The organism is Bacterioplanoides sp. SCSIO 12839 (genome assembly GCF_024397975.1).
In the GTDB taxonomy this organism is placed as follows: Bacteria; Pseudomonadota; Gammaproteobacteria; order Pseudomonadales; family Oceanobacteraceae; genus Bacterioplanoides.
Genome location: NZ_CP073745.1, coordinates 2,561,146 through 2,582,084 on the forward strand (window position 1 = coordinate 2,561,146; position 20,939 = coordinate 2,582,084).

The window sequence follows — 20,939 nt, forward strand, 5'->3', positions numbered from 1 at the left end:
CGGGGTTTTCAATTCAACCGAGGAGAGTGGCCTCTAATCAGCAATTCTTAACGGAATAAACATCGCCGCACCTCGACGTACGATGCGCATCGGCACACTGCGGTTTTTCGGTAATGACTTCACTACCTTATCGAAGTCTTCTACTGAGCGAATCGACTCGCCATAAATCATGGTGATGACATCCCCGTTCACCAAACCAGCAAACGCCGCCGGGCCCTGATTCACTTCTTTGACGACAACTCCATCGCCCATTTTTTTGCGTTGCGCTTCGTTTAACTCGGCAACAACCACTCCAAGACGATTACTCTGGCTTTCTTTCGGGCCATTATTGCTGGCCAGCACCGCGCCATCTCCGTCGGGTAAGACGCCAATTTCAATGTACAACACTTTACGCTTACCGTTACGAACCACGTTCACTTTGGCTTTACTGCCCGGTTTTACGCGACCAACCTGATGCGGCAAATCGGAAGACAGATAAATGTCATTGCCATTAAAGTGAGTGATGATATCGCCGTTTTCCAAACCACCAGCTTCGGCCGGACTGTCCGGCACCACCTGAGCAACCAGCGCACCTGCAGCTTTGTCTAAGCCAAACGACTCGGCCAGTTCTTTATTCACTTCCTGAATCACCACACCCAACCAGCCACGGCTGACTTTGCCTTTTTCTTTCAGCTGCTCGGCGACGTTCATGGCGACATTCATCGGAATCGCAAAAGAAACCCCCATAAAACCACCCGAACGGGTATAAATCTGAGAGTTAATACCCACCACTTCGCCATCCAGATTAAACAGCGGGCCACCTGAGTTACCTGGGTTAATGGCCACATCGGTTTGAATAAAAGGTACGTAATTTTCGTTTGGCAGGCTGCGGCCTTTGGCAGACACAATCCCTGCCGTTACTGAGTAATCAAAACCAAAAGGGGAACCAATAGCGACTACCCATTCACCCACTTCCAGCTTGTCTGAATTACCTAACTCAACCGTTGGCAAATCATTGGCTTCTACCTTCAGCAGAGCCAAATCACTGCTTGGGTCCGCACCAATTAACTCAGCGGTTAATTCCCGTCGATCATTAAGGCGCACGATGATTTCATCGGCTTCCTGAATCACATGATTATTGGTTAACACATAACCATCTTCAGAAATAATAAAACCAGAACCTAACGACGACTTCTCTTGCTGACGACCACGAGGGCCATGGGGCGATTGTGGGTTACCGTATGGCATGGGTTGACCAAAGAAATGGCGGAAAATTTCCGGTACATCTTCCGGCAAACCATAACGACGCATGGTGCTGCGTTGATCAACATGTTGAATCGTCGAGATATTCACCACCGCGGGTGACGTTTCTTTCACCAGATCACGAAAGTCAGGCAATGAAGCCTGCACACTGGCTGCAAATAGCGTTAAAACAGCAACAATTCCCATCGGAATTGAACGAAGCAGCTGCGACATAGATTTTCCCCTGCGTCACTTAAACCTTTAATTCATAAGGATTAAAGATGGCTCAGGGGTTGAGAATTGTCATGTATAAAAAAGTAAGATTGGGCAAGGGTTTAGCAACAATTTCAGCAAATGTCAGAAAGGCAAACGAGAATCAGGGAACAGTAACCGCTGAAATATGACGACAACCATCTTTGAACTGAGGCTGCCATTGGTCTTTTTTAAGCTCAGAAACCTTCCGCGCAATAACAAAACCAATCACCAACCCCAGCAATCCGGAAATAACCGCTCCCGGTTCTCCAGCCAATCCATGTCCGATAACTGCCAGCAGTATCATGGCTAACAGCGGCAATCCGTACAGCACCAGCGCACTCAAAGCAAGACTGCCGTCCGGCAAGGTCAGCGTCGCCTGCTCACCTACCGAAAAATGTCGATCGGTGGGCACCCACAAACGCATTTTACGACCTAATTTACTCAGGGAATGTTGGCCACAACCACTTCGGGCATTGCAGGATGAACAGGCACTTTGCTGCATGGCTTCGACCCACACACCCTGATCACCAATTTCAACGATTTCAACGATTTCCTGACTCATCGGAACACCCAACAAACTCTGAATAGGCTTACTGCGGCATCACTGACATCGCAATTTTTTCTACGGTCGGCAATGGTACTTCACCCACCACCGTGATGCGATACGTTCCGTTGTCTGTTTTCAGATATTTCACCACCGCACCGGTGACGCCCCATTGCTGACTCATCACCGGCATCGGCTCCTGTTCACCTGCATCATCAACAAAAACCGTAATAGCAGCCAAACCATCGGTATACATTAAGGTCGCTAATGCACCCTGAGTCGATTGTGAATCATTGCTCTGCCGTAACTGGCTGGCGGCTCCCATAAATCCACGGGGTAACCATCCCAGGTGCCAATTCTGGCGGGTCATTACCGCTTCTGTTTCATGTCCCGCCAGATGGGAAGCAACATGATGACCCGAGCTTTGTGGATCAAACTGATCGGCACTCAGCGGTTCGCCAATGGAAATTTCGGCAAACTGGAAACGCTCTAAGACGTTACCTTGCTGATTTATCAGATCAGAGCGCAATAACAAACCGCTTTCGCGATCAAGCCATAAACGGTAACCGTAGCGGTAGGTATCTCGCGGAGAAACAATGATTTGCTGAGTATCTCGCCCAGCAACCCGAACACCGGGTTCCAAGCTGAGGTGGTAATAAGCATCGATTGCTGAGGTCTGATTCACAAACCCCTGAGACAAGGGATTTTGTGTCAGGCGAACCACATGTTCACCCGGGTGAATGCAGGTCACGTCGTGACCTTTACGTACCACTTCTCGTGATTCACCCGTCAGATGATACAAACGCTCATATTCAACGCCGTCCATAACCCCGTGAGTAATGGAGAGTGTTTCCCAGTGCTGATTATCGCCATAAATCAGCACCCCCTGGTAATCCAACTCTTTAAAAGCGCGTGACATACGGTCCAGCCAAGCCCTGGCATCCGAAGAGCCTTGCACATCAGCACGGGCTGTCGAAGCGCTGGCCGTCGCAACTGTCAACATCAGCGACAGCGCTGTCAGCCACAGCATCGTGATACAGGAAAACCGACGCATCGCGTATTATTCCTGAATCTCTTCAGCAGACTGGTTATGTTGCTGCTCAGTCGATTGTCGCTGAGATGACTGCTGAAGTGATTGCTCTGCTTCTGCTTGAGCACCATTTTCTTCAAAACTGGCAACACGGGCAAAAGGCATCATGCCGCGGCCAGTGTTCAGTGCTGCATTTTCGGTATGCTGCAGAACATATTCCTGCAGTTTGCGTTGTGCTTGCTCTAACTGCTCTGGCGTCATATCAGGAGCTGAAGCAACTTGCTGGTTTTCAACCACTGGCGCCTGAGCGTCAGCAACCAGTTCCTGCTGTTGGATATCACTGTTCAGACGAACGCCCAGTAATACCGCCAGGGTTACAGAAGCTGCGACAGCACCGGAAGCTAACCAGTTAAAGCGTCGCGGGGTCACCGCCTGAGCGCTATGGCTTGTTTCTCCCTGACGTGCGGGTACTTCGTCCATCGGCTCACCTTCAATGGCTTGCATAATGCCTTTGGATAAATCAACGCCTTCCAGTTGAGCCGGAGAAACAGATTCCTCTCGCATCAGTGAACCCATCAGCTGATAGCGTTTCCAGGTGTCTTTTAATTCACTGTCTTTGTCCAACTCATTAAGCACACGACGTACTTCCAGCTCATCGGTTTCGCCATCCACCAGTGCGGATAAAGATTCTTTAATTCGATCGTTCATACTTACCTACCTGTTGTCAGCTGTTCAGTTGTGGCTGTTTTGCTGCCAATCGTTTTACTTGTATCTGTTATTAAAACCGTGGTTTATGCGGTCGCACTCAGCAACGGTTGCATCTTTTTATCAATGGCTTCACGCGCCCGGAAAATACGCGAACGCACCGTACCAATCGGGCAATCCATCACCGCCGCAATCTCTTCGTAACTCATGCCTTCAATTTCACGTAAAGTCACGGCCATTTTCAGCTCTTCCGGCAAATTTTCGATGGCATCAAACACCACTTTTTGCAGCTGATCACGGTGTAATAAACCATCCGGAGTTTCGACATCTTTCATATGCGATTCATCCGCAAAAAACTCAGCATCATCCAGATCAACATCGTTGGTCGGGGTTTTACGCCCACGACTCACCAGGTGATTTTTGGCCGTGTTGACGGCAATCCGGTACATCCAGGTGTAAAAAGCACTTTCGCCCCGAAACCCGGGTAACGCCCGAAACGCTTTGATAAACGCTTCCTGAGTCACATCCTGAGCTTCGGCAAAATCACTGATGTAACGTCCCACCAAAGCCAGAATTTTGTGTTGATACTTCACCACCAGCAGGTCAAACGCCCGACGGTCGCCTTTCTGAACCCGTGCGACCAGTTGTCGGTCTGTTTGTTGTTGATCTGTCATGCTGTTATCCGCTGTTTTTTGCTCTTGTTGCACAGCCAACGCTACACTTGCCACTGCTCTTCTCCTGTTCGTCAGCTGTTAACCCGACGCGATGACAGTAAGAGCATAAGTCGCATGTAAAAGTTCCCGATCATTTGTTTTGATTTACAATGACGGCTGTACAACCAGTATAGTGTCACCGGCGACAGTTGCGGTAATGCTGCGCTGAGCGTGTTTTTTCATTGGTAATAAGAATCTGATATGACCCAATCATTGTCATTCGACGTGGTCATCATTGGCAGCGGTGCTGCCGGTCTGACCCTGGCTTTATCCCTTCCAGAGCAAATGAATATTGCTGTGATCAGCAAAGACCAGCTGGATGCCGGCTCTACCCGCTGGGCTCAGGGGGGCGTGGCGGCAGTACTGGACGCTGAAGACAGTGTCGACGCACACGTAGAGGATACCTTGATTGCCGGGGCCGGCTTATGCCATGAACCCAGCGTGCGTTTTACCGTTGAAAATTCCACCGAAGCCATTCAGTGGCTGATTGATATTGGTGTGCCCTTTACCCAGGATGACAGCAACCAGTTTCACCTGACCCGCGAAGGTGGACACAGCGCCCGACGTATCATTCATGCCGCCGATGCCACCGGCCATGCCATCTCCGATACGTTATTGAAACGCGCTCAGGAGAAACCTAATCTGCACCTGATGCACGATTACATCGCCATCGACCTGATCACCCGTGAAAAACTGGGGCTCGACGGTCAGGGTTGTATTGGCGCGTATTTCCTCAACAACCTGACCGGCGAAGTGGATGTGATCACCGCTCACGCAGTGGTATTGGCCACCGGAGGCGCCAGCAAAGCTTACTTGTATACCAGCAACCCCGACGGTGCATCGGGTGATGGTATCGCCATGGCCTTCCGTGCTGGTTGCCGGGTAGCCAACATGGAGTTCAACCAGTTTCATCCCACCTGCCTGTATCACCCTCAAGCCAAGTCTTTTCTGATTACTGAAGCGGTTCGTGGCGAAGGCGGACGTTTATTGTTGCCCGATGGCCAACCCTTTATGCATCGTTTTGATGAACGTGAAGAGCTGGCTCCACGCGATATTGTTGCTCGTGCCATCGACCATGAGATGAAGCGCCTGGGTGCTGATTGTTTATTTTTGGATATCAGCCATAAACCGGCAGACTTTATCAAAGAACACTTTCCAACCATTTATGAGCGTTGTCTGCAGCTTGGCATCGACATTACCAAAGATCCGATTCCGGTGGTTCCGGCGGCGCATTACACCTGTGGCGGTGTCGTAACAGACACCTTTGGCCAAACCGATATTCCGGATTTATACGCCGTTGGCGAAGTCGCTTCCACCGGTCTACATGGTGCCAACCGTTTGGCCAGTAACTCATTACTGGAGTGTCTGGTATTTGCCCGCTCAGCTGCGCAACATATTATTGACCATATCGATCTGAAGGCCGATGTGCCTGTTGCCCCCGCATGGGACTCCAGCCAGGTTACCGACTCTGACGAAGCCGTTGTGATCTCGCACAATTGGGATGAATTGCGCCGTTTTATGTGGGATTACGTTGGTATTGTTCGCACGACTAAACGCCTGGTCCGTGCCAAACACCGGGTAAGAATGTTACGCCAGGAAATCCAGGAGTTTTATAGCAACTACCACATCAGTAATGACCTGCTGGAGTTACGGAATCTGGTGGATGTTGCGGATGTGATTATTCGTTCGGCGCTATTACGTAAAGAAAGCCGTGGCCTACACTATAGCCGCGACTACCCGCAACCATTACCCAGAGCGTTTGATACGGTGCTAACGCCGAAGTATTTAAAAGAGCTGGGAGAACTTTAACATCGCTTTAACAGCCAAACAGAGCGGTAACGGCGGCGTCATTGCCATCAGATATCGCCGTAAAGCTCAGCACGAAACTGCCGAAAAGCTTCATCACTGGCAAAACTGTCGGCCCTGAGAATCAACCGATCCCAGGGCCACACAGACCAGCACAACACCACACATTCCCGCCGCCGAATGCTGCCATCACGCCAACGTACGTTGTAACGGTGGTCATTCATCTCCAACCACCAGCGTCTGGATAGTCCTTCAGAGACATAACCCACGGCAGAAATATTACGCCGCCAGGTTTTAATAAGTACAAAAAGAATCACACCCGCTGCAACACTCAGCACACTGATTAACAGGCCAGAAATAGGGAATAAATACAGCGATATAACGACAAAAAGCAACAAGGCTAACAGATCAAAGCCTTGTTGCTTTTGAGAAAAACGAAGCGACCACTCAGCGCTGGCGTGCATGCTCCTGAACCATGGCAACAATTTTGGCTAATTCAGGATCTTCCGGAATTTTATGTTCCATAAACCAGGTAAATAAATCCGGGTCTTCGCGGTCCAGCAGAGCCAGATAGCGATCTTTATCTTCCCGGCTTAAACCCGGGAAAGCTTCTTGCGCAAAAGGAACCAACAACACATCCAGCTCCAGCATGCCACGACGGCTGTGCCAGTGCGTACGTTTGTTTTCAATAGCTTCAGGACTGGTTTGATCGATCACAGGAAACTCCTCTCAGAATGTTCGTGATTATACCACAGTCTTTTTGGCGTTATCTCTTGTGAGCATTTGTTTTAGAATGGCATTTTTATTTTATTGATGGTCAATATCAATGACGCTGTTTTCTGCCGACCGTATTAATCATGCTGGTTTTTTTGAACCTGAATCAACCGATACACACCCCTCCAGCGCGGGTAGCTTCAGTTGGCTGGCTCAGTTTGGTTTATTACGCATCACCGGGCCCGACAGCGAACGTTTCCTGCAAGGTCAATTAACCTGCGATGTGGTTAAGCTCTCGCAGCAACAATGGCTTTTGGGCGCCTGTTGCACCGCAAAAGGCCGCATGGTCGCTAATTTTATGATTGGCCGTGATGACCAAGGTTATTGGTTGCGTCTGCCGTTGTCTCAAGTCGACGCATTGGCGCAACATCTGAAAAAATACGCCGTTTTCTTTAAAGCCGAACTGCAGAATATGACGGATAGCCACAAGATCATTGGTTGCTTCGATCATTCAGAAACCGACTTACCCCAAACCCTGGCCTGGTCAGAAAGCGGCGCGCAGTTACAACACCAGGACGGCCGCCAGGAATACTGGCTGACAAACGACGCCGCAGAGCAGCTGCTGACGGAACAACTTCAGGCGAGCCTGCCACTGATCAATAGTGATTGTTGGGCATCCGCGGATATTCAACAGGGCATTATCTGGGTTACCGATGCCAGCCGTGAACACTGGATTCCTCAAAATATAAACTGGCAACACCTGGGCGGCATCAGCTTTAACAAAGGCTGCTATACCGGCCAGGAGATTGTGGCGCGGCTGCAATACCTCGGCAAAAGCAAAAAAGCGATATTCCTGTTAAACAGTGAACACAGCGCTGCACCAGAGCTGCTGCAAAGTATCAAAAGCGGCGGTGGTGAAAGTAATAGTGGCAGTAGCCTTGGCGAACTGGCCAGCTGGCAGGGTAACCTGGGCCTGGCACTGCTGAATGATCTTGATGACCTTGAATCCGTCACACTGCAGGATAAAGAAATCGGGCAATTTTCCGCCACCCTGAAAAAGCTTTCCTATACTGAAGAGCAGGAAACTCATTCAGACGCCTGATTACCGCCAGTTGGCATTCATCGGGCGTTGGCTTTTCAGAGACATTGCCCATGAATACTGACCTGGCCAAACAGGTAAAAGATGACATCGTTGCACAGATCAAAAATGATGAACTGGTGCTGCCCACCCTGCCCGAAATTGCGTTAAAAGTTCGCGAAGTCGCAGAAAACCCCAACGCCACGATTGATGAATTATGTGATGTCATCAGTCGTGACCCGGCACTCAGCGCCCGTATTATTAAAGTCACCAACAGCCCGTTATTACGAACCAGCATGCCAGTCGACGACCTGGTCGCAGCAGTTTCACGACTGGGTATTGATTTCACCTCAAATCTGGCCATTGGCCTGGCCATGGAGCAAATGTTCCAGGCCACCAACGATATGATTGATCACCGGATGCGCCAATGCTGGTCACAAGCGATGGAAATTGCCTCCACCGCTCAGGTACTGGCGCGCCACTTCACCCGTCTGAAGCCAGATCAGGCGATGCTGGCCGGGCTGGTTCACCAGATTGGTATTCTGCCAATCCTGGCCTATGCCGAAAACAACGCCAGCTTGCTGGCTGACAGCCTGTCACTGGATAAAGTCATCGAACGCCTTCACCCGGCACTCGGGGCCTATATTTTACGTAGCTGGGATTTTCCCGCTGAAATAATCGAAGTCGCTAAACACTACATCGATCAGAGCTATCAGGCCGACGAACCAACTTACACTGACCTGATTCAGGTAGCCACCTTCCAGAGTTATGCCGACAGCGACCATCCGCTGGCGAAGGTAGACCGCAGTCAGCTCGGTTCATTCAAGCGTTTAGGACTGGATAGCGATGAAGAAGTCACTCAGCTGGAAGCGCTGAGTGAGGAAGTAGGTGCTACACAATCGGCCATCAGTGGCTGAGTGAGTAAACGATGATGCAACCAAATCAGCCAATAACGGACAGTCTTGTGGAACAAATTCTCCCTCTCATTGAAACGGGCAAGCTACCTTTGCCAACTTTGCCTTCCGTTGCTCAGGAAATTCTGCAAGCGAATAAGGGGGACAACCTCACCACCGAATCGCTGGGACACCTGATTGAGCAAGACCCGGCGATCACCGCTCACTTAATTAAAATTGCCAACAGCCCACTGGTCGGCTGCTCAACTGAAGTGACTGACCTGAAAACAGCCATTGGTTTATTTGGGGTCTTGTATTGCAGCCAGCTGGCAATCAGCCTGGCATTAAAGCAACTGTTCCGGGCACGTCACAGCGTGGTTGCTGAATTGATACAAAAAACCTGGGAGGATTGCTCCCAGGTGGCCGGGTTATGTCTGGTGATGGCAAAAAGCTACTCCATCAACCCAGGCAGCGCTTATCTGGCGGGCTTACTTCATAAGATTGGCGCATTGCCCATCTTACGCTGGCTCGACGAGCAGCCAGAACTGGCACTCAGCCACGCAGAGATTTTGCAATTGCTGGAGCAACATCAGGGAACCCTGGCCGAGCAACTGCTGGATGATTGGTGCTTCCCGACCGCTCTGTGCGCTATCCCGCACACTTACAATAATCTGAACTTCAGTGGTCATCAAAATGATCAAAGTCAGGCCAGTAGCGCAGACTTGGTCGCGGCAGCGTATCACTTTGTGTCGTCCCCCAGCGACATACAATGGCCGGATGGTGCAGTTCTGGATCGACTTGGCCTGACCCCTGACGAAATGCCGGAAAAAATGCAACACTGGCAAAGCCTGACGGGTTAAGCCTATTATTCCTGACTCGTTGCTCAGTCAGAGGTTGTGATGACATTGCTATTCAGTCTGGTTGTTTCATTGCTGGTGATTCTTGTGATGGCCGCCGTATTGTTTTTGCTGATGTCTGCCAATCACAACAGCCGCTCTGCCAAACTGCGCCACCAGGCGGACTCACTGACATTATCTTACCGCCCTTATGCCTCACTTAGCCGTCAGGTTCGTGAGGCTCAGTTTCAAATCATTGAAATCGGTCAGTTCAGGCATTTCCGGCATTTGTTGGAAGGCCACTTTCATCCAGATGACACAACAATTAAAAACCCACTATGTAGCGTTAACCTGCTGGATTACAGCCTGGTGTATGAAGCCGGAACCGCAAACCAAACGCTGCTGATGCTCAGCTGTCCGCTGGACAACCACCTCAATGGCCGCTTTCGTATTCAACCGGATAACTGGCTGAATGCCGATGTCTTTTCAGAGCCTATCACTCACAATCTGGTGCAATTACAGCATGGTCAGTTGCATGAAGAGATTCGCTCACTGCAAATCTTCAGTGAAACACCTGGCACGTTAGCGAGCAAACTGAACCATTCGGTGCGCCAATGGCTTTTGGCTCATCCGCACCTTCACATAGAATGGAGTCATGGCATTCTGCTGCTATACAGGCCAAACCATTTGCTGGCAGCAGAGGATTTGCCTGCGGCATTAGCCAGTGGTTATCAACTGGCTGAGCAACTTCAACAATAGAACAACCTCAACAATAAAACGGCTTTAACGCTAAAAGCCTCGATAATAAAAAGAGAAACTCATGCGCTTAATCATTCAACGGTGTGCACTGATAATGACGACCCTGATAGGCCTGGCTGGCTGCAGTGATCAGCAACAGGATGCTCTACTGGAAAAAACCATCAATATGGCTCGCGATGCCGCCAACCTGGAGCTGAAACAGAGCCAGCTCTCCGACGTTTCTATGACCTACCTGGAGCGTGATGCCGAAGGGCCCGTCATGTTGTTATTGCATGGTTTTTCCGCCAACAAAGACAACTGGTTGCAATTCTCCTATGAATTACCCGAGAACTACCGGCTGATCATTCCTGACCTGGCCGGACATGGCGATACTCCGGCCCCCAAAGGCGAAGATTACGGTTTAATCCGCCAGGCTGAACGCCTGCATGAACTGATGCAAAACCTGAAGATTGACCAGTTTCATATTGCCGGTAACTCCATGGGCGGCGCGATCAGTGCCATTTACAGTACCCTATATCCACAGGAAATCCGCAGCCTGACTCTGATCGATGCGGCAGGTGTTGATGCACCTAAGCCAAGTGAATATATGGAAGGTTTAAAAGAAGGAAAAAACCCTCTGATTGCTACGGATAATGACAGCTTTGAATATCGCATGGACTTTGTGATGTCAAAAGCACCACCACTCCCCTGGCCATTACGTCCGGCACTCATGCGACAAGCTGTGGCCAGAGTCGATATCAACCGCGAAATCTTCAACGATATGATTGCAACAAAAGATCGGCTGACAGAGTCGGGCTTTGAAGCTCAACTGGAACAACACGTCACCATGCCCACACTGATTATCTGGGGCGAAGAAGACCGGGTACTGGACGTTTCTGCCGTCGAGGTATTTAAGCAAAAAATCCCGCATGCCGAAGTGAAAATTTACCCGGAAATTGGTCACCTGCCTATGGTTGAAATTCCCGCAGAAACGGCTGAGCTGTACGCTGAGTTTGTTGCCTCAGCGGAATAAAACAGCATTTTATAATAGACAAAGGTTGTACAAAACCGCCACAAAAAGCCTGTAAGTTATTCATTTTACGGGCTTTTATTTTTTCTATTTTCTTCTTGCCAACAGAAAAATTCATAATCTTATCTATACTCACCTGAATAGCATTGACGTATTACAGGTTGTATATGCCAGCCAGATCATCAAGCGGCGAAATCCAGGTGGAATGTAACGATCTGATCGTATCCAAAACCGACCTGGATAGCCGTATTACCTACGCCAACAAGGCATTTTGTTATTACTCCGGTTTTCGGGAAAAAGAACTGCTGGGGCAACCGCAGAATATTGTTCGCCACAGCGATATGCCACGCGCAATTTTTTATTTAATGTGGGAGCACCTGAAACAGGATCAGGAGTTTTTTGGTTATGTTAAAAACCACCGAAAAGATGGGGGTTATTACTGGACCTTTGCCAGCGTTGCACCCGTGTATGAAAACGGCCAGAAAACCGGTTATCTATCCGCCAGACGCTGTCCTGGTGAAAGCGCTATTCAAGTGATTGAACCCTTGTATCAGAAAATGATTGAGCTGGAAAAATCTCTGCCTAAAGAGCAGCAAATCCCTATGTCTTCCGCCATCTTGTGGAAAGCGATTAATAAGGAGTTCGCAACCTATGCTGAATTCGCTTTATCGCTCTAGCCCTAAAACACTTAATATTATTGGCTTGGGGTCCTGGGCCGTCAGTATTTTTATTCTGGCGATCACTCATGCCTCACTGGCGGCCGTAGTAGTATCCATTGGTCTGTTATTACTCACCACTCTGCTACGTAAATTGCAGCACTCTCATCAATTGTATACACAGAAAAAAATTGAAGAGTTATTAATCAATGCCGGAAACGGCAATCTGCAACAACGTCTAACACAGATACGGGATGAAAACCTGCTGGCCCCTGTCAGCCACTCCATTAATAATTTATTGGACCAATTGGAAACTTATATTCGGGAGGTTGAGTCCTCTTTCAAAGAAGCCAGTAAAGAACGCTTTTATCGCAAGCCTCTGAGCCAGGGCATGCAGGGGGATTTTAAGACCTCCCTCGATAAAATAGCCGACGCATTTTCTGCCATGGAAAACGCGTATTTTCTGGCCCACTGCCAGGAACTGGAGGCGAATATCGGTCGCGTTAAAACTGACAGCTTGCTACTGAACCTGAAAAGAAATCAGGATGACCTAGGAAAAGTGTCAGCTGAAATGCAAGAAGTCGAAGTCATTTCTCGTCGAGGGGTATCACTATCAACCGATGCCCTGCAGGAAATTAATCAGGTCACCAGTAACCTGAAGCAACAAACGGAGATGACACAAACCATTCACTCCACCGCCAGTGGCTTGCAACAACATACGGTTAAAATTACCGAAGTGCTGAAGCTGATAGATGGCATTGCTGAACAGACAAATTTGTTAGCCTTAAACGCAGCAATCGAAGCCGCCCGTGCCGGCGAAGCTGGTCGTGGTTTTGCCGTAGTTGCCGATGAAGTTCGCAGTCTGGCCGAAAACACTCAAAAGGCCACCGCCGATATTGGCAATATGATTAATGAGTTTACTCATTCGAGTAACAACATGGCTCAGCAAGCCAGTGAAATGGTACAACTTGCCTCATCAGCACAAAGCGCGACACATGAATTTGAGCAATCCTTTGTTGAACTGGCACAAATCGCTCAGAAAACCTATGAGCGTGTATCGTACTCACAGGTTGTCAGCTTTGCATCATTGGTAAAAGTCGACCATATGATTTACGTACAGAATGGTTATCAGGCGATGGAAAAAGGCAAACAGTCAGATGCCTGGAAAGCGGTTGAAGTGGATCATTATAACTGTCGTTTTGGCCAATGGTATCGCACAGGCATTGGCAACCAGTTCTTCAGCCACCTACCGACATACGCAGAAATTGACCCTGCGCATGAAGCTATTCACACACAGATGCATGAGCTATTGGAACGTGTCGGCAGCGACAATTGGAAAAAAGACATTCGGCAGCACAGTAAAGTGCAACAAGGTTTTAAAAACCTGGAACAACTCAGTGCTGAACTTGTTGCCTTAGTAGACCAGCTGACGGATGAAAAACTGCAATTTGAAACCGGCTCAACCAGCGAAGAAACCGAGATTGATTTGTTTTAACCTGGTGAACAAACAGTAAGTACGAACTATTCAAGAAATAATGCCAGCGCTACAATGCTGGCATTATTTTCGGATACTGTTTGATGATGCCCATTTCTCTCGAGCCTGTTGCTCTTGCACACACTCCCTTTAAAGAAAAATTTGCCATCCCCCGGCAACCAGCACTTGCCCCCTCTGCTACCGCAGAAATCCGTTTACTCCCTCCCTTTGATTCACCTTTGGCACTCCAAGGGTTAGAGCAGGTTAGCCATATCTGGTTGTTGTTTCAGTTCCATCAGGCTTTATCGCAACACGGGCAAGCCCCTCATTTGCGGGTACGTCCACCACGTCTGGGAGGGAACGAAAAAATCGGAGTTTTTGCCAGCCGGGCGACTCACCGCCCAAATAGCCTGGGGCAATCGGTGGTAACACTGGATCGTATTGAAGGCTGCTCACTGTGGGTCAGTGGTATCGATTTATTGGATGGCACACCCATACTGGATATCAAACCTTACGTCCCTTACGCCGATGCCATTACACACGCCGAAAATCATATTGCCGCCCAATCACCGGAGTTAATCCCGGTCACCTGGCAGGAAAACGCATTAGAGCAAGCCAGAATACATGGCCGAAGACTGCAACAGGACGTCGTCGGTTTAATTGAGCAATGTTTGATGCAAGATCCGAAACCGGCCTATCAGGTGCCCTCGGCTGAGCGCCAATACGGTGTGCAGCTGTGGGATCTGAATGTGCGCTGGCATTACCCGGACGTGAATTGCATCCGGGTGTTAGCCGTTGAGCCTGTCTGAAACCGGCTCATAAGGCCTGGCCGACTTTAACGGGGAGTCAGCAGATAAACATCCTGCACAAAAGACTGTAATCCACGTTCCTTAAAACGTGGTTCTTGCTGAATGATTTCCCGCTGTTCCTGTAAGGCAACGTCATAACCAGCGTCATAATGTTGTGCCACTTCTGGTGGCCATACGGCAAAAGGAGGGCCAGACATCGCGTTCTGATCGTAGCTGAAACTGACCAGCAACTGTTTTGCTGCTGGGCTGATTGCCTGTAAATGCTGGCAATAATCAGAGCGCATCGACGCTGGTAACGCGACTAACGCCGCCCGATCATACACCGCATCAATCGAACCAATTTCTTCAGCCGTTACTGCAAAAAAATCACCGGCAATCAGCAATAAATTATCGCCCCGATACACCACACAGTGTTGTTCTCGGGTTTTCTGAATATCAAACTGCAGCTCGGATCTGATGGTATCAGCCAGCTCATCCAGTGCCAGTTCACTGAGTTCAATCCCAACGACGACATAACCCTGTTTTAACAGCCAGATAATATCCAGCGTTTTACCACACAGCGGAACCAGTACCCGTTGTCCGGGGGTGATCTCCATGGCAGGCCAGTATTTCAGCAGAATGCTGTTTACTTCTTCCAGATGAAAGCCAATTTGCTGGTTTTCCCAGCGTTCGTGCCAAAATTCGCTTTGCATAAAGCTCGACAACCTGAGGTAAAAAATACCGGAGCAGTATAACGCCCGTGGAATATCTTGTCTGTTCGCCATTTTTCGCCTTTTCAGGCTAAGACAAATGAGCTATCCCTCGCCGCCTCTGCTAGAATCGCGCCTAATTTCAGATACCAGTCATGTGTTATGTCAGCCAGAAAACCTTATCGTTCTCGATCTTCGTCCAAACCTGCCGGTCGTAAAAGCAACTCCCAGGGCAATTATCAGCGCCACAGGAAACCAACGACGAACAATGCGATCAGTTTTGAGGCTCTGGCCGATTTAAGACAACGCTGGTTAACGGCCAATGAAGACACACCACAACCGCTGGATCGCTGGTTAAAACACGTTCATCAGGACAAAACACAAACCCAGCAACAGCGTTGGTTACTCAACTCCGCCATGATTCAGGCCAGTCGTTTTCAACAGCTGGCTCAGGCACTGGAAGACCAGTTTTTTCAGGACGAGATGATTGACTGGCAGCAGTGGGATAACCAGTGGAGCCAGAAGAAGCTCAACGCCATCAACGACGAGTCATTCTGGTACTGGATTGGTTTGCATTGTGGTGGCCAGTGGTTAAAAAGCCGCCATGACTTAAGCAAAACAAACCTGCGCGACACCAGTTACCGTGAGCGGCTGTATGCCGCACTGCGCGAGGAGGCGCTGGAGCAACCTCTTTCGCCATTATGGCTGTTGTGGCACGGTATCCGCCCGCAATGGCTGCCGCTGCTGAAACAACGGGCACAACAAAGCGGCTGGGATGATAAACAACTGCAGCGTTTTATTCGTAAGCAGAATGACTTCCCTCCCCTGTGGTTGCGAACGGCGGTCGATGCCGATTTATCAGCACTGGAACAATCGCTGCAGCAACAAGGTATCGACGCTCAGTTGAAACACATCAACGGCGACACCATGCTGGCGGCTTATGGCGGCAAAGCGGTACAAACCGCTGAAGAATATCAGCAAGGTCAGTTTGAAATTCAGGATCTGGCCAGCCAGCAAATTGCCGCAGCCGTCGCCGCTAAACCAGGCGATAAGGTTTGGGATGCTTGCGCGGGTGCCGGTGGTAAAAGCCTCGCTATTGCCTCACGTCTGGCAGGAAAAGGATCCGTTACTGCCACCGACTTACATAGCTTTAAACTGGATGAATTAAAGCGCCGTGCTAAACGCGCGCAGATTCAGAATATCCGCAGCTTCAGCTGGGATGGTTCAGACGCCCTGCGCCTGCCCGCTGAAATCAAAAAGCAGCAAGGTTTTGACTGGGTGCTCATTGATGCACCCTGCACCTCTGCCGGCACCTGGCGACGCAACCCGGATGCGCGCTGGCGTTTTAATGGTAACGACACTCAGCGCCAGGTCGAGTTACAACAACAGATATTGCAACATGCCTGCAAAGCGGTTCGTCCCGGAGGTCAGCTGGTGTATGCCACCTGCTCCTGGCAGCTGGCCGAAAATGAACAACAGATCGAGCATTTCCTGCAGCAGCATCCGGAGTTTGAATTGTTAGAGCAATGCATGCTCGGCGCACCAGATGACGATGCCGACTGTATGTTTTATGCCAGGCTGCAGCGCCGCATTCAGCCATAAACCACCGCCGACTCCCCATACCGGGCCCGTCATAATGACAGGTCTGGTATCAACACCTTGGCCTGAAGTATCAATTGTATGGCCTGACACATCATGTAGCTGACTCCACATTCACCGTATCTTGATGGTGATTCTAATAAAAACACAGAACGTGGAGTTCAATATGACCATTACCGTTACCCCAACTGGTGAGGCTTGTGGCGCTTATATTTCTGGTGTCGACCTGACCAAACCACTGTCACAAGAAGACATTCGTGATATCCGTCAGGCATGGAATGAACACCATGTCATTATCTTCCGCAATCAGCCGCTGACTGACGACGATCTGGAGCGAGTGTCTTCAGATTTTGGCGAGCTGGCCATTGACCCGTTTGTAAAGTCGATTGAAGGCCGAAAACACCTGATTTCTATCCAGCGTGAAGCAGATGAGACCAGCCCGATCTTTGCTGACATCTGGCATGCCGACTGGAGCTTCAAAGCAAACCCTCCTTTTGGCACCTGCCTGTTCAGTATCGAAATTCCTCCGGTTGGCGGTGACACGTTATTTGCCAATCAGGTGGCGGCAGCAGAGCAGATGCCGGATGACCTGCGCCAACGCGTAGAAGGCAAAATGGCCATTCACTCCGCCAAAATGGGTTACTCCAAAAAAGGCTCTTATGGCGATAAGTTCAAAAGTAAGAGCATGGAAGTGGTCGCCTCTGATGAAGCATTAGAGTCAGAAACCCATCCCTTCATTATCAAGCACCCGGAAAGCGGCAAAGAATCCATTTACGGTTCTGCCATTGCTTATATCGTTGGCATCGAAGATATGAAGCAAAAAGAAGCCATGGACCTGGTGATGGAAGTACAGCGCTGGCAGATTCAGGATCAGTTTGTGTATCGCCATAAATGGGAAAAAGACATGCTGGTCATGTGGGACAACCGCAGTGTACTACACAAAGCGACCGGTGGTTTTGAAGGTCATCGCCGCGAACTGCATCGCAGCACGATCAGTGCCCGTCCAGAAGACCTGAAATACGATTCCTTGTAATTCCAGACATCGGCTCCGGAAAACCCGGAGCATAAACCAAACGATAAATTAACAATAAAAAGGACGCTTAATATGTCTATTGATGCTTATATTGAAAAAATCATCCCTGCCGTTGATAAATTTGGTGGCTTCGCTCAACCGGTAAAATTCAACATCGGTGGTGACATTGTTCATATCATAGGTAAGGACGTGACCACTGAAGATAAAGACGCGGATTGCACCATCACCATGGCACCAGAAATTTTTGAACAAATTCTGGCGGGCGATACCGATCCAATGTCTGCTGTAATGGAAGGCGATATTGAAGTCGAGGGTGACTCCGCAATTGCCATCAGCATTCAGGGATTATTCTGAATTTATAGTCCCCTGGCATCTCTGTGAAACACAGGGGTGCCATTGACTCCCTGCGGAGTGACTTATAAATTTTACGGACAGCTGCAATAACATCTCTGAGTTAAATACTGGTGGCCGATATGTTTCAGAAAAATAATAATCGGGCCAACCTGGCCATACAGTCCATCATGAACATTCTGGAAAATAACGGGCTGGATCCAGCGTTATGCCTGAAAGATACGGGAATCATCCCACATCAGGTGATGGATATTGATACCGACATTTCTGATTTTCTGGAAATCAAAATCATTGAACAGGCATTGGCTGCCTTACCTGCCAAAGCCGGATATGGTATTGAGTCGGGCCAATCGTTACACATCAACAACTGCGGTGTCTGGGGGCTTGCGATACTGACCAGCCCGGATGTTCGCTCGGCATTTGAAACAGCCTCACGCTATTCAGAAATGTCGATTATGTTGTCAAAGGTGAACCTGGAAGAAATGAATGATCGTGTTACCTTCAGGCTTAACGTCAGCCACCTGCCGGTATCCATACATCGTTTTATCTTTGAACGTTATTACGCAACAACGCTGAACTTTCTTCAGGAGATGGTTCCGGGTTATGACTTTTCAGACTACCGGTTACTCCTGCCCTTTTCAGACCCGGATTATGAACAAGCGCTATCGCAACTGACTCAGCTCACCGTCATTCCAGACAGTCCGTGTTATGGCATCCGAGCCAGTAAAGAATTACTCGATTTCCCCTTCCCTCAGTCAGACTCCATCATTCACCAGCATTTCATTGCCGAATGTGAGCAGGTTCTCAGGGTACACAAACAGCTGCCGGATCATTCACAAAAAATCCGCGATTACATACTGACCAATAAAGCCTTCTTCCCCAGGCTCAGTGACGTCGCCAGTTCTTTGTTCATGAGTGAACGAACACTGAAACGACGTCTTCAGGAAGAAGGACATAATTTCAGTGAAATTGTGCTGGATACCAAAATGGCCTTGGCAAAAGAATTATTATTAACCGCTTCACTACCCGTTAAAGTAGTCGCTGCACGGTTAGATTATTCAGAACCCGCCAGTTTTATCCGCGCATTTGGTAAGTGGTGGGGCGTATCACCCAGCGAAATCAAACCAACTCAGGTACCACTCAGATATCTGAAAAACAGCGCCTGATATCGCCTGTATCTGACTTAATAATTGAGAAAATAGTATGCCATGTCATATTGCAAGATACCGGAACAGTAGTGCCGGAGAAACAGGTTGGGCCGTTGTTTCAGACGGCTTTTATAAACTGGAAGGCCACTATCCTGACACGCGCGCATTAATTAACGAAGGGCGTGAACAAGCGTTCCATATTGCTGCTGACAGCAGCGCTTATCAAAGCCAGAAGCTGGACGACAGCGATATCGAATTATTATCGCCAATTACCACCCCGTGCCGGGTCATTTGTCAGGGGTCAAATTATCCACAAAGCCGTGCTGAAACCGGTATGGACCCTTATGACCGCAGCTTTAATACTTTATTTCATAAATCCGATGCCAGCATCAGCGAGCCCAACACTGATATTGTGATTCCATCACATATCAAGTTGCTGGATTATGAAATTGAAATGGCGGTTGTGGTTGGTAAAGACATTCAGCAGCCTGTCACCCTTAATGCCAACAACATCGGTGATTATGTTGCCGGTATTGTGATGGTACATGATGTGACCGCACGCGACGTTCAACTACCACAGGTGCAGTATTTTAAAGGTAAAAGTTACCGCACCTTTGGCCCTACCGGGCCGTATTTATGTTTGCTCAACAATGACGAAATGCATTATCTGTCCGAAATGAATTTAACTCTGTCATTGAATGATGAACTACGCCAGACCGACCAAAGCGGCAACATGCTGTTTAAACCACCCGAAACACTGAGCGAACTGTCTGAGATCACTCACCTGAGCACCGGCGATATTGTCTTAACCGGTTCTCCGGGTGGCGCAGCAATGACCGTTCCGCCAGCCCCTCTGGTAAAGTTATTGGGCTTATTACCGGAAAAAGTGAAATGGAAAGCCTTTGTCAAAAAACAAAGTGGCAATCCACGTTACCTCAAAGAGGGTGACAAGGTTGAATCCCGTATTGTCAGCCAGGATGGTAAAATTGATTTGGGGGTACAACGTAACCGTGTTCGTGCGGGTTAATCAAACAGCGACTTAACTCTCTGCTGTCTAAAACTCAAAAAACCGGTGCTGACGTTAATTCAAGAATTTGTAACATAAGAGCCAGCACCGTTTTTTATTTCCCGAATAAAACAGATATCAGTTTTTTTGCAAACAGCCACTGACTGGCTAAATACCCCTTTCCTTTTGGCAGCGTATCATCAGCGTCTGCCACACGATTTTCATAAAACATATGAAAAGCAGGCTCAGGTAACACACAATCACCACTCAGGTTTTTGGTTGGCACAATCACTGTTTTTGGGAGGACGCCCAGTGTCAGATATTCAATAGCAATATCACCACAATCGGCGCATTTTCCACGTTGTAATATCGGTGGAAACTTATAGGCATTGTATTGCAACAATGAGGCATCAGGCGCTTCCACGTCTCTGGCACGAAACACGGTGATATCAGCATGGGGGGCGTGGTTCACCGCCTGACAAATACTGCAATGGCAATAGCCGCGTAGCAATGCCGGACCTTGTATTGAAAAGCTCACCTTGCCACAGCGGCATTGGGCTTTAATATCTACCGTTTTCATCAGCGTCTGATTCCTGAAACTATTTTTCTTA

23 protein-coding genes are annotated in these 20,939 nt (G+C 49.0%); 14 read left to right on the forward strand and 9 right to left on the reverse strand.

Annotated elements, in window-relative coordinates:
• Positions 1-33 precede the first annotated feature (33 nt).
• The 5 genes from KFF03_RS11765 to rpoE form a co-directional block, all read right to left on the reverse strand.
• Positions 34-1,455, reverse strand: coding sequence for a DegQ family serine endoprotease (locus KFF03_RS11765; protein ID WP_255857116.1), 1,422 nt, complete (start codon positions 1,453-1,455; stop codon positions 34-36).
• A gap of 142 nt (positions 1,456-1,597) precedes the next feature.
• Entirely contained in the window at positions 1,598-2,038 is a 441-nt protein-coding gene (locus KFF03_RS11770) for a SoxR reducing system RseC family protein (RefSeq protein WP_255857117.1), read from the reverse strand.
• 28 nt (positions 2,039-2,066) lie between these two features.
• Positions 2,067-3,074, reverse strand: coding sequence for a MucB/RseB C-terminal domain-containing protein (locus KFF03_RS11775; protein WP_255857118.1), 1,008 nt, complete (start codon positions 3,072-3,074; stop codon positions 2,067-2,069).
• A 6-nt stretch (positions 3,075-3,080) separates the two neighbouring features.
• Complete coding sequence (locus KFF03_RS11780) at positions 3,081-3,758, reverse strand: sigma-E factor negative regulatory protein (RefSeq protein ID WP_255857119.1); 678 nt, start codon at positions 3,756-3,758, stop codon at positions 3,081-3,083.
• A gap of 83 nt (positions 3,759-3,841) precedes the next feature.
• Positions 3,842-4,429 carry an RNA polymerase sigma factor RpoE gene (gene rpoE, locus KFF03_RS11785; RefSeq protein WP_255860907.1) on the reverse strand — a complete coding sequence of 196 codons (588 nt, stop codon included), beginning with the start codon at positions 4,427-4,429 and terminating at the stop codon, positions 3,842-3,844.
• Positions 4,430-4,669: 240 nt separating this feature from the next.
• Between rpoE and nadB the strand changes: the two genes are divergently transcribed.
• Positions 4,670-6,277, forward strand: a complete 1,608-nt coding sequence (nadB, locus tag KFF03_RS11790) for an L-aspartate oxidase (protein WP_255857120.1) — start codon at positions 4,670-4,672, stop codon at positions 6,275-6,277.
• Positions 6,278-6,324: 47 nt separating this feature from the next.
• Here nadB and KFF03_RS11795 read toward each other — a convergent pair whose 3' ends face one another.
• Both KFF03_RS11795 and KFF03_RS11800 read right to left on the reverse strand, forming a co-directional pair.
• Positions 6,325-6,738 carry a hypothetical protein gene (locus tag KFF03_RS11795; protein ID WP_255857121.1) on the reverse strand — a complete coding sequence of 138 codons (414 nt, stop codon included), beginning with the start codon at positions 6,736-6,738 and terminating at the stop codon, positions 6,325-6,327.
• Positions 6,722-6,991: a succinate dehydrogenase assembly factor 2 gene (locus KFF03_RS11800; protein ID WP_255857122.1), complete on the reverse strand. Its 270-nt coding sequence runs from the start codon at positions 6,989-6,991 to the stop codon at positions 6,722-6,724. Before KFF03_RS11800 ends, KFF03_RS11795 begins: the two co-directional genes overlap by 17 nt.
• Positions 6,992-7,100: 109 nt before the next feature.
• Here KFF03_RS11800 and KFF03_RS11805 point away from each other — a divergent pair, with 109 nt between their 5' ends.
• The 8 genes from KFF03_RS11805 to tsaA all read left to right on the forward strand — a co-directional run bounded on the left by KFF03_RS11805 (position 7,101) and on the right by tsaA (position 14,502).
• Positions 7,101-8,090, forward strand: a complete 990-nt coding sequence (locus tag KFF03_RS11805) for a folate-binding protein YgfZ (RefSeq protein ID WP_255857123.1) — start codon at positions 7,101-7,103, stop codon at positions 8,088-8,090.
• Positions 8,091-8,140: 50 nt separating this feature from the next.
• Positions 8,141-8,983 (forward strand): HDOD domain-containing protein, encoded by an 843-nt coding sequence (locus KFF03_RS11810; RefSeq protein ID WP_255857124.1) that lies wholly within the window; start codon positions 8,141-8,143, stop codon positions 8,981-8,983.
• Between the two features lie 47 nt (positions 8,984-9,030).
• Positions 9,031-9,819, forward strand: coding sequence for an HDOD domain-containing protein (locus KFF03_RS11815; RefSeq protein ID WP_255857125.1), 789 nt, complete (start codon positions 9,031-9,033; stop codon positions 9,817-9,819).
• Positions 9,820-9,858: 39 nt separating this feature from the next.
• Positions 9,859-10,554, forward strand: a complete 696-nt coding sequence (locus KFF03_RS11820) for a hypothetical protein (RefSeq protein WP_255857126.1) — start codon at positions 9,859-9,861, stop codon at positions 10,552-10,554.
• Positions 10,555-10,648: 94 nt separating this feature from the next.
• On the forward strand, positions 10,649-11,566 hold the full coding sequence (locus KFF03_RS11825; RefSeq protein WP_255857127.1) for an alpha/beta fold hydrolase: 918 nt from the start codon (positions 10,649-10,651) through the stop codon (positions 11,564-11,566).
• Positions 11,567-11,730: 164 nt separating this feature from the next.
• On the forward strand, positions 11,731-12,240 hold the full coding sequence (locus KFF03_RS11830) for a PAS domain S-box protein (protein ID WP_255857128.1): 510 nt from the start codon (positions 11,731-11,733) through the stop codon (positions 12,238-12,240).
• On the forward strand, positions 12,215-13,714 hold the full coding sequence (locus KFF03_RS17685; RefSeq protein WP_304941498.1) for a methyl-accepting chemotaxis protein: 1,500 nt from the start codon (positions 12,215-12,217) through the stop codon (positions 13,712-13,714). The genes KFF03_RS11830 and KFF03_RS17685 overlap by 26 nt, the downstream gene beginning before the upstream one ends.
• An 83-nt stretch (positions 13,715-13,797) precedes the next feature.
• Positions 13,798-14,502, forward strand: coding sequence for a tRNA (N6-threonylcarbamoyladenosine(37)-N6)-methyltransferase TrmO (tsaA, locus tag KFF03_RS11845; protein ID WP_255857129.1), 705 nt, complete (start codon positions 13,798-13,800; stop codon positions 14,500-14,502).
• A gap of 26 nt (positions 14,503-14,528) precedes the next feature.
• On the opposite strand, the gene tmpT is transcribed toward tsaA, so the two are convergent.
• Positions 14,529-15,266 carry a thiopurine S-methyltransferase gene (tmpT, locus tag KFF03_RS11850; RefSeq protein ID WP_255857130.1) on the reverse strand — a complete coding sequence of 246 codons (738 nt, stop codon included), beginning with the start codon at positions 15,264-15,266 and terminating at the stop codon, positions 14,529-14,531.
• 87 nt (positions 15,267-15,353) lie between these two features.
• Between tmpT and KFF03_RS11855 the strand changes: the two genes are divergently transcribed.
• The 5 genes from KFF03_RS11855 to KFF03_RS11875 all read left to right on the forward strand — a co-directional run bounded on the left by KFF03_RS11855 (position 15,354) and on the right by KFF03_RS11875 (position 20,349).
• Positions 15,354-16,793: an RsmB/NOP family class I SAM-dependent RNA methyltransferase gene (locus KFF03_RS11855; protein ID WP_255857131.1), complete on the forward strand. Its 1,440-nt coding sequence runs from the start codon at positions 15,354-15,356 to the stop codon at positions 16,791-16,793.
• Positions 16,794-16,956: 163 nt separating this feature from the next.
• Complete coding sequence (locus KFF03_RS11860; RefSeq protein WP_255857132.1) at positions 16,957-17,823, forward strand: TauD/TfdA family dioxygenase; 867 nt, start codon at positions 16,957-16,959, stop codon at positions 17,821-17,823.
• Positions 17,824-17,895: 72 nt separating this feature from the next.
• Entirely contained in the window at positions 17,896-18,177 is a 282-nt protein-coding gene (locus tag KFF03_RS11865; protein WP_255857133.1) for an SCP2 sterol-binding domain-containing protein, read from the forward strand.
• A 119-nt stretch (positions 18,178-18,296) separates the two neighbouring features.
• Positions 18,297-19,340 carry an AraC family transcriptional regulator gene (locus KFF03_RS11870; RefSeq protein WP_255857134.1) on the forward strand — a complete coding sequence of 348 codons (1,044 nt, stop codon included), beginning with the start codon at positions 18,297-18,299 and terminating at the stop codon, positions 19,338-19,340.
• Positions 19,341-19,377: 37 nt separating this feature from the next.
• Positions 19,378-20,349 carry a fumarylacetoacetate hydrolase family protein gene (locus tag KFF03_RS11875; protein WP_255857135.1) on the forward strand — a complete coding sequence of 324 codons (972 nt, stop codon included), beginning with the start codon at positions 19,378-19,380 and terminating at the stop codon, positions 20,347-20,349.
• Between the two features lie 94 nt (positions 20,350-20,443).
• On the opposite strand, the gene KFF03_RS11880 is transcribed toward KFF03_RS11875, so the two are convergent.
• Positions 20,444-20,908: a GFA family protein gene (locus KFF03_RS11880; protein ID WP_255857136.1), complete on the reverse strand. Its 465-nt coding sequence runs from the start codon at positions 20,906-20,908 to the stop codon at positions 20,444-20,446.
• Between the last annotated feature and the right edge of the window lie 31 nt (positions 20,909-20,939).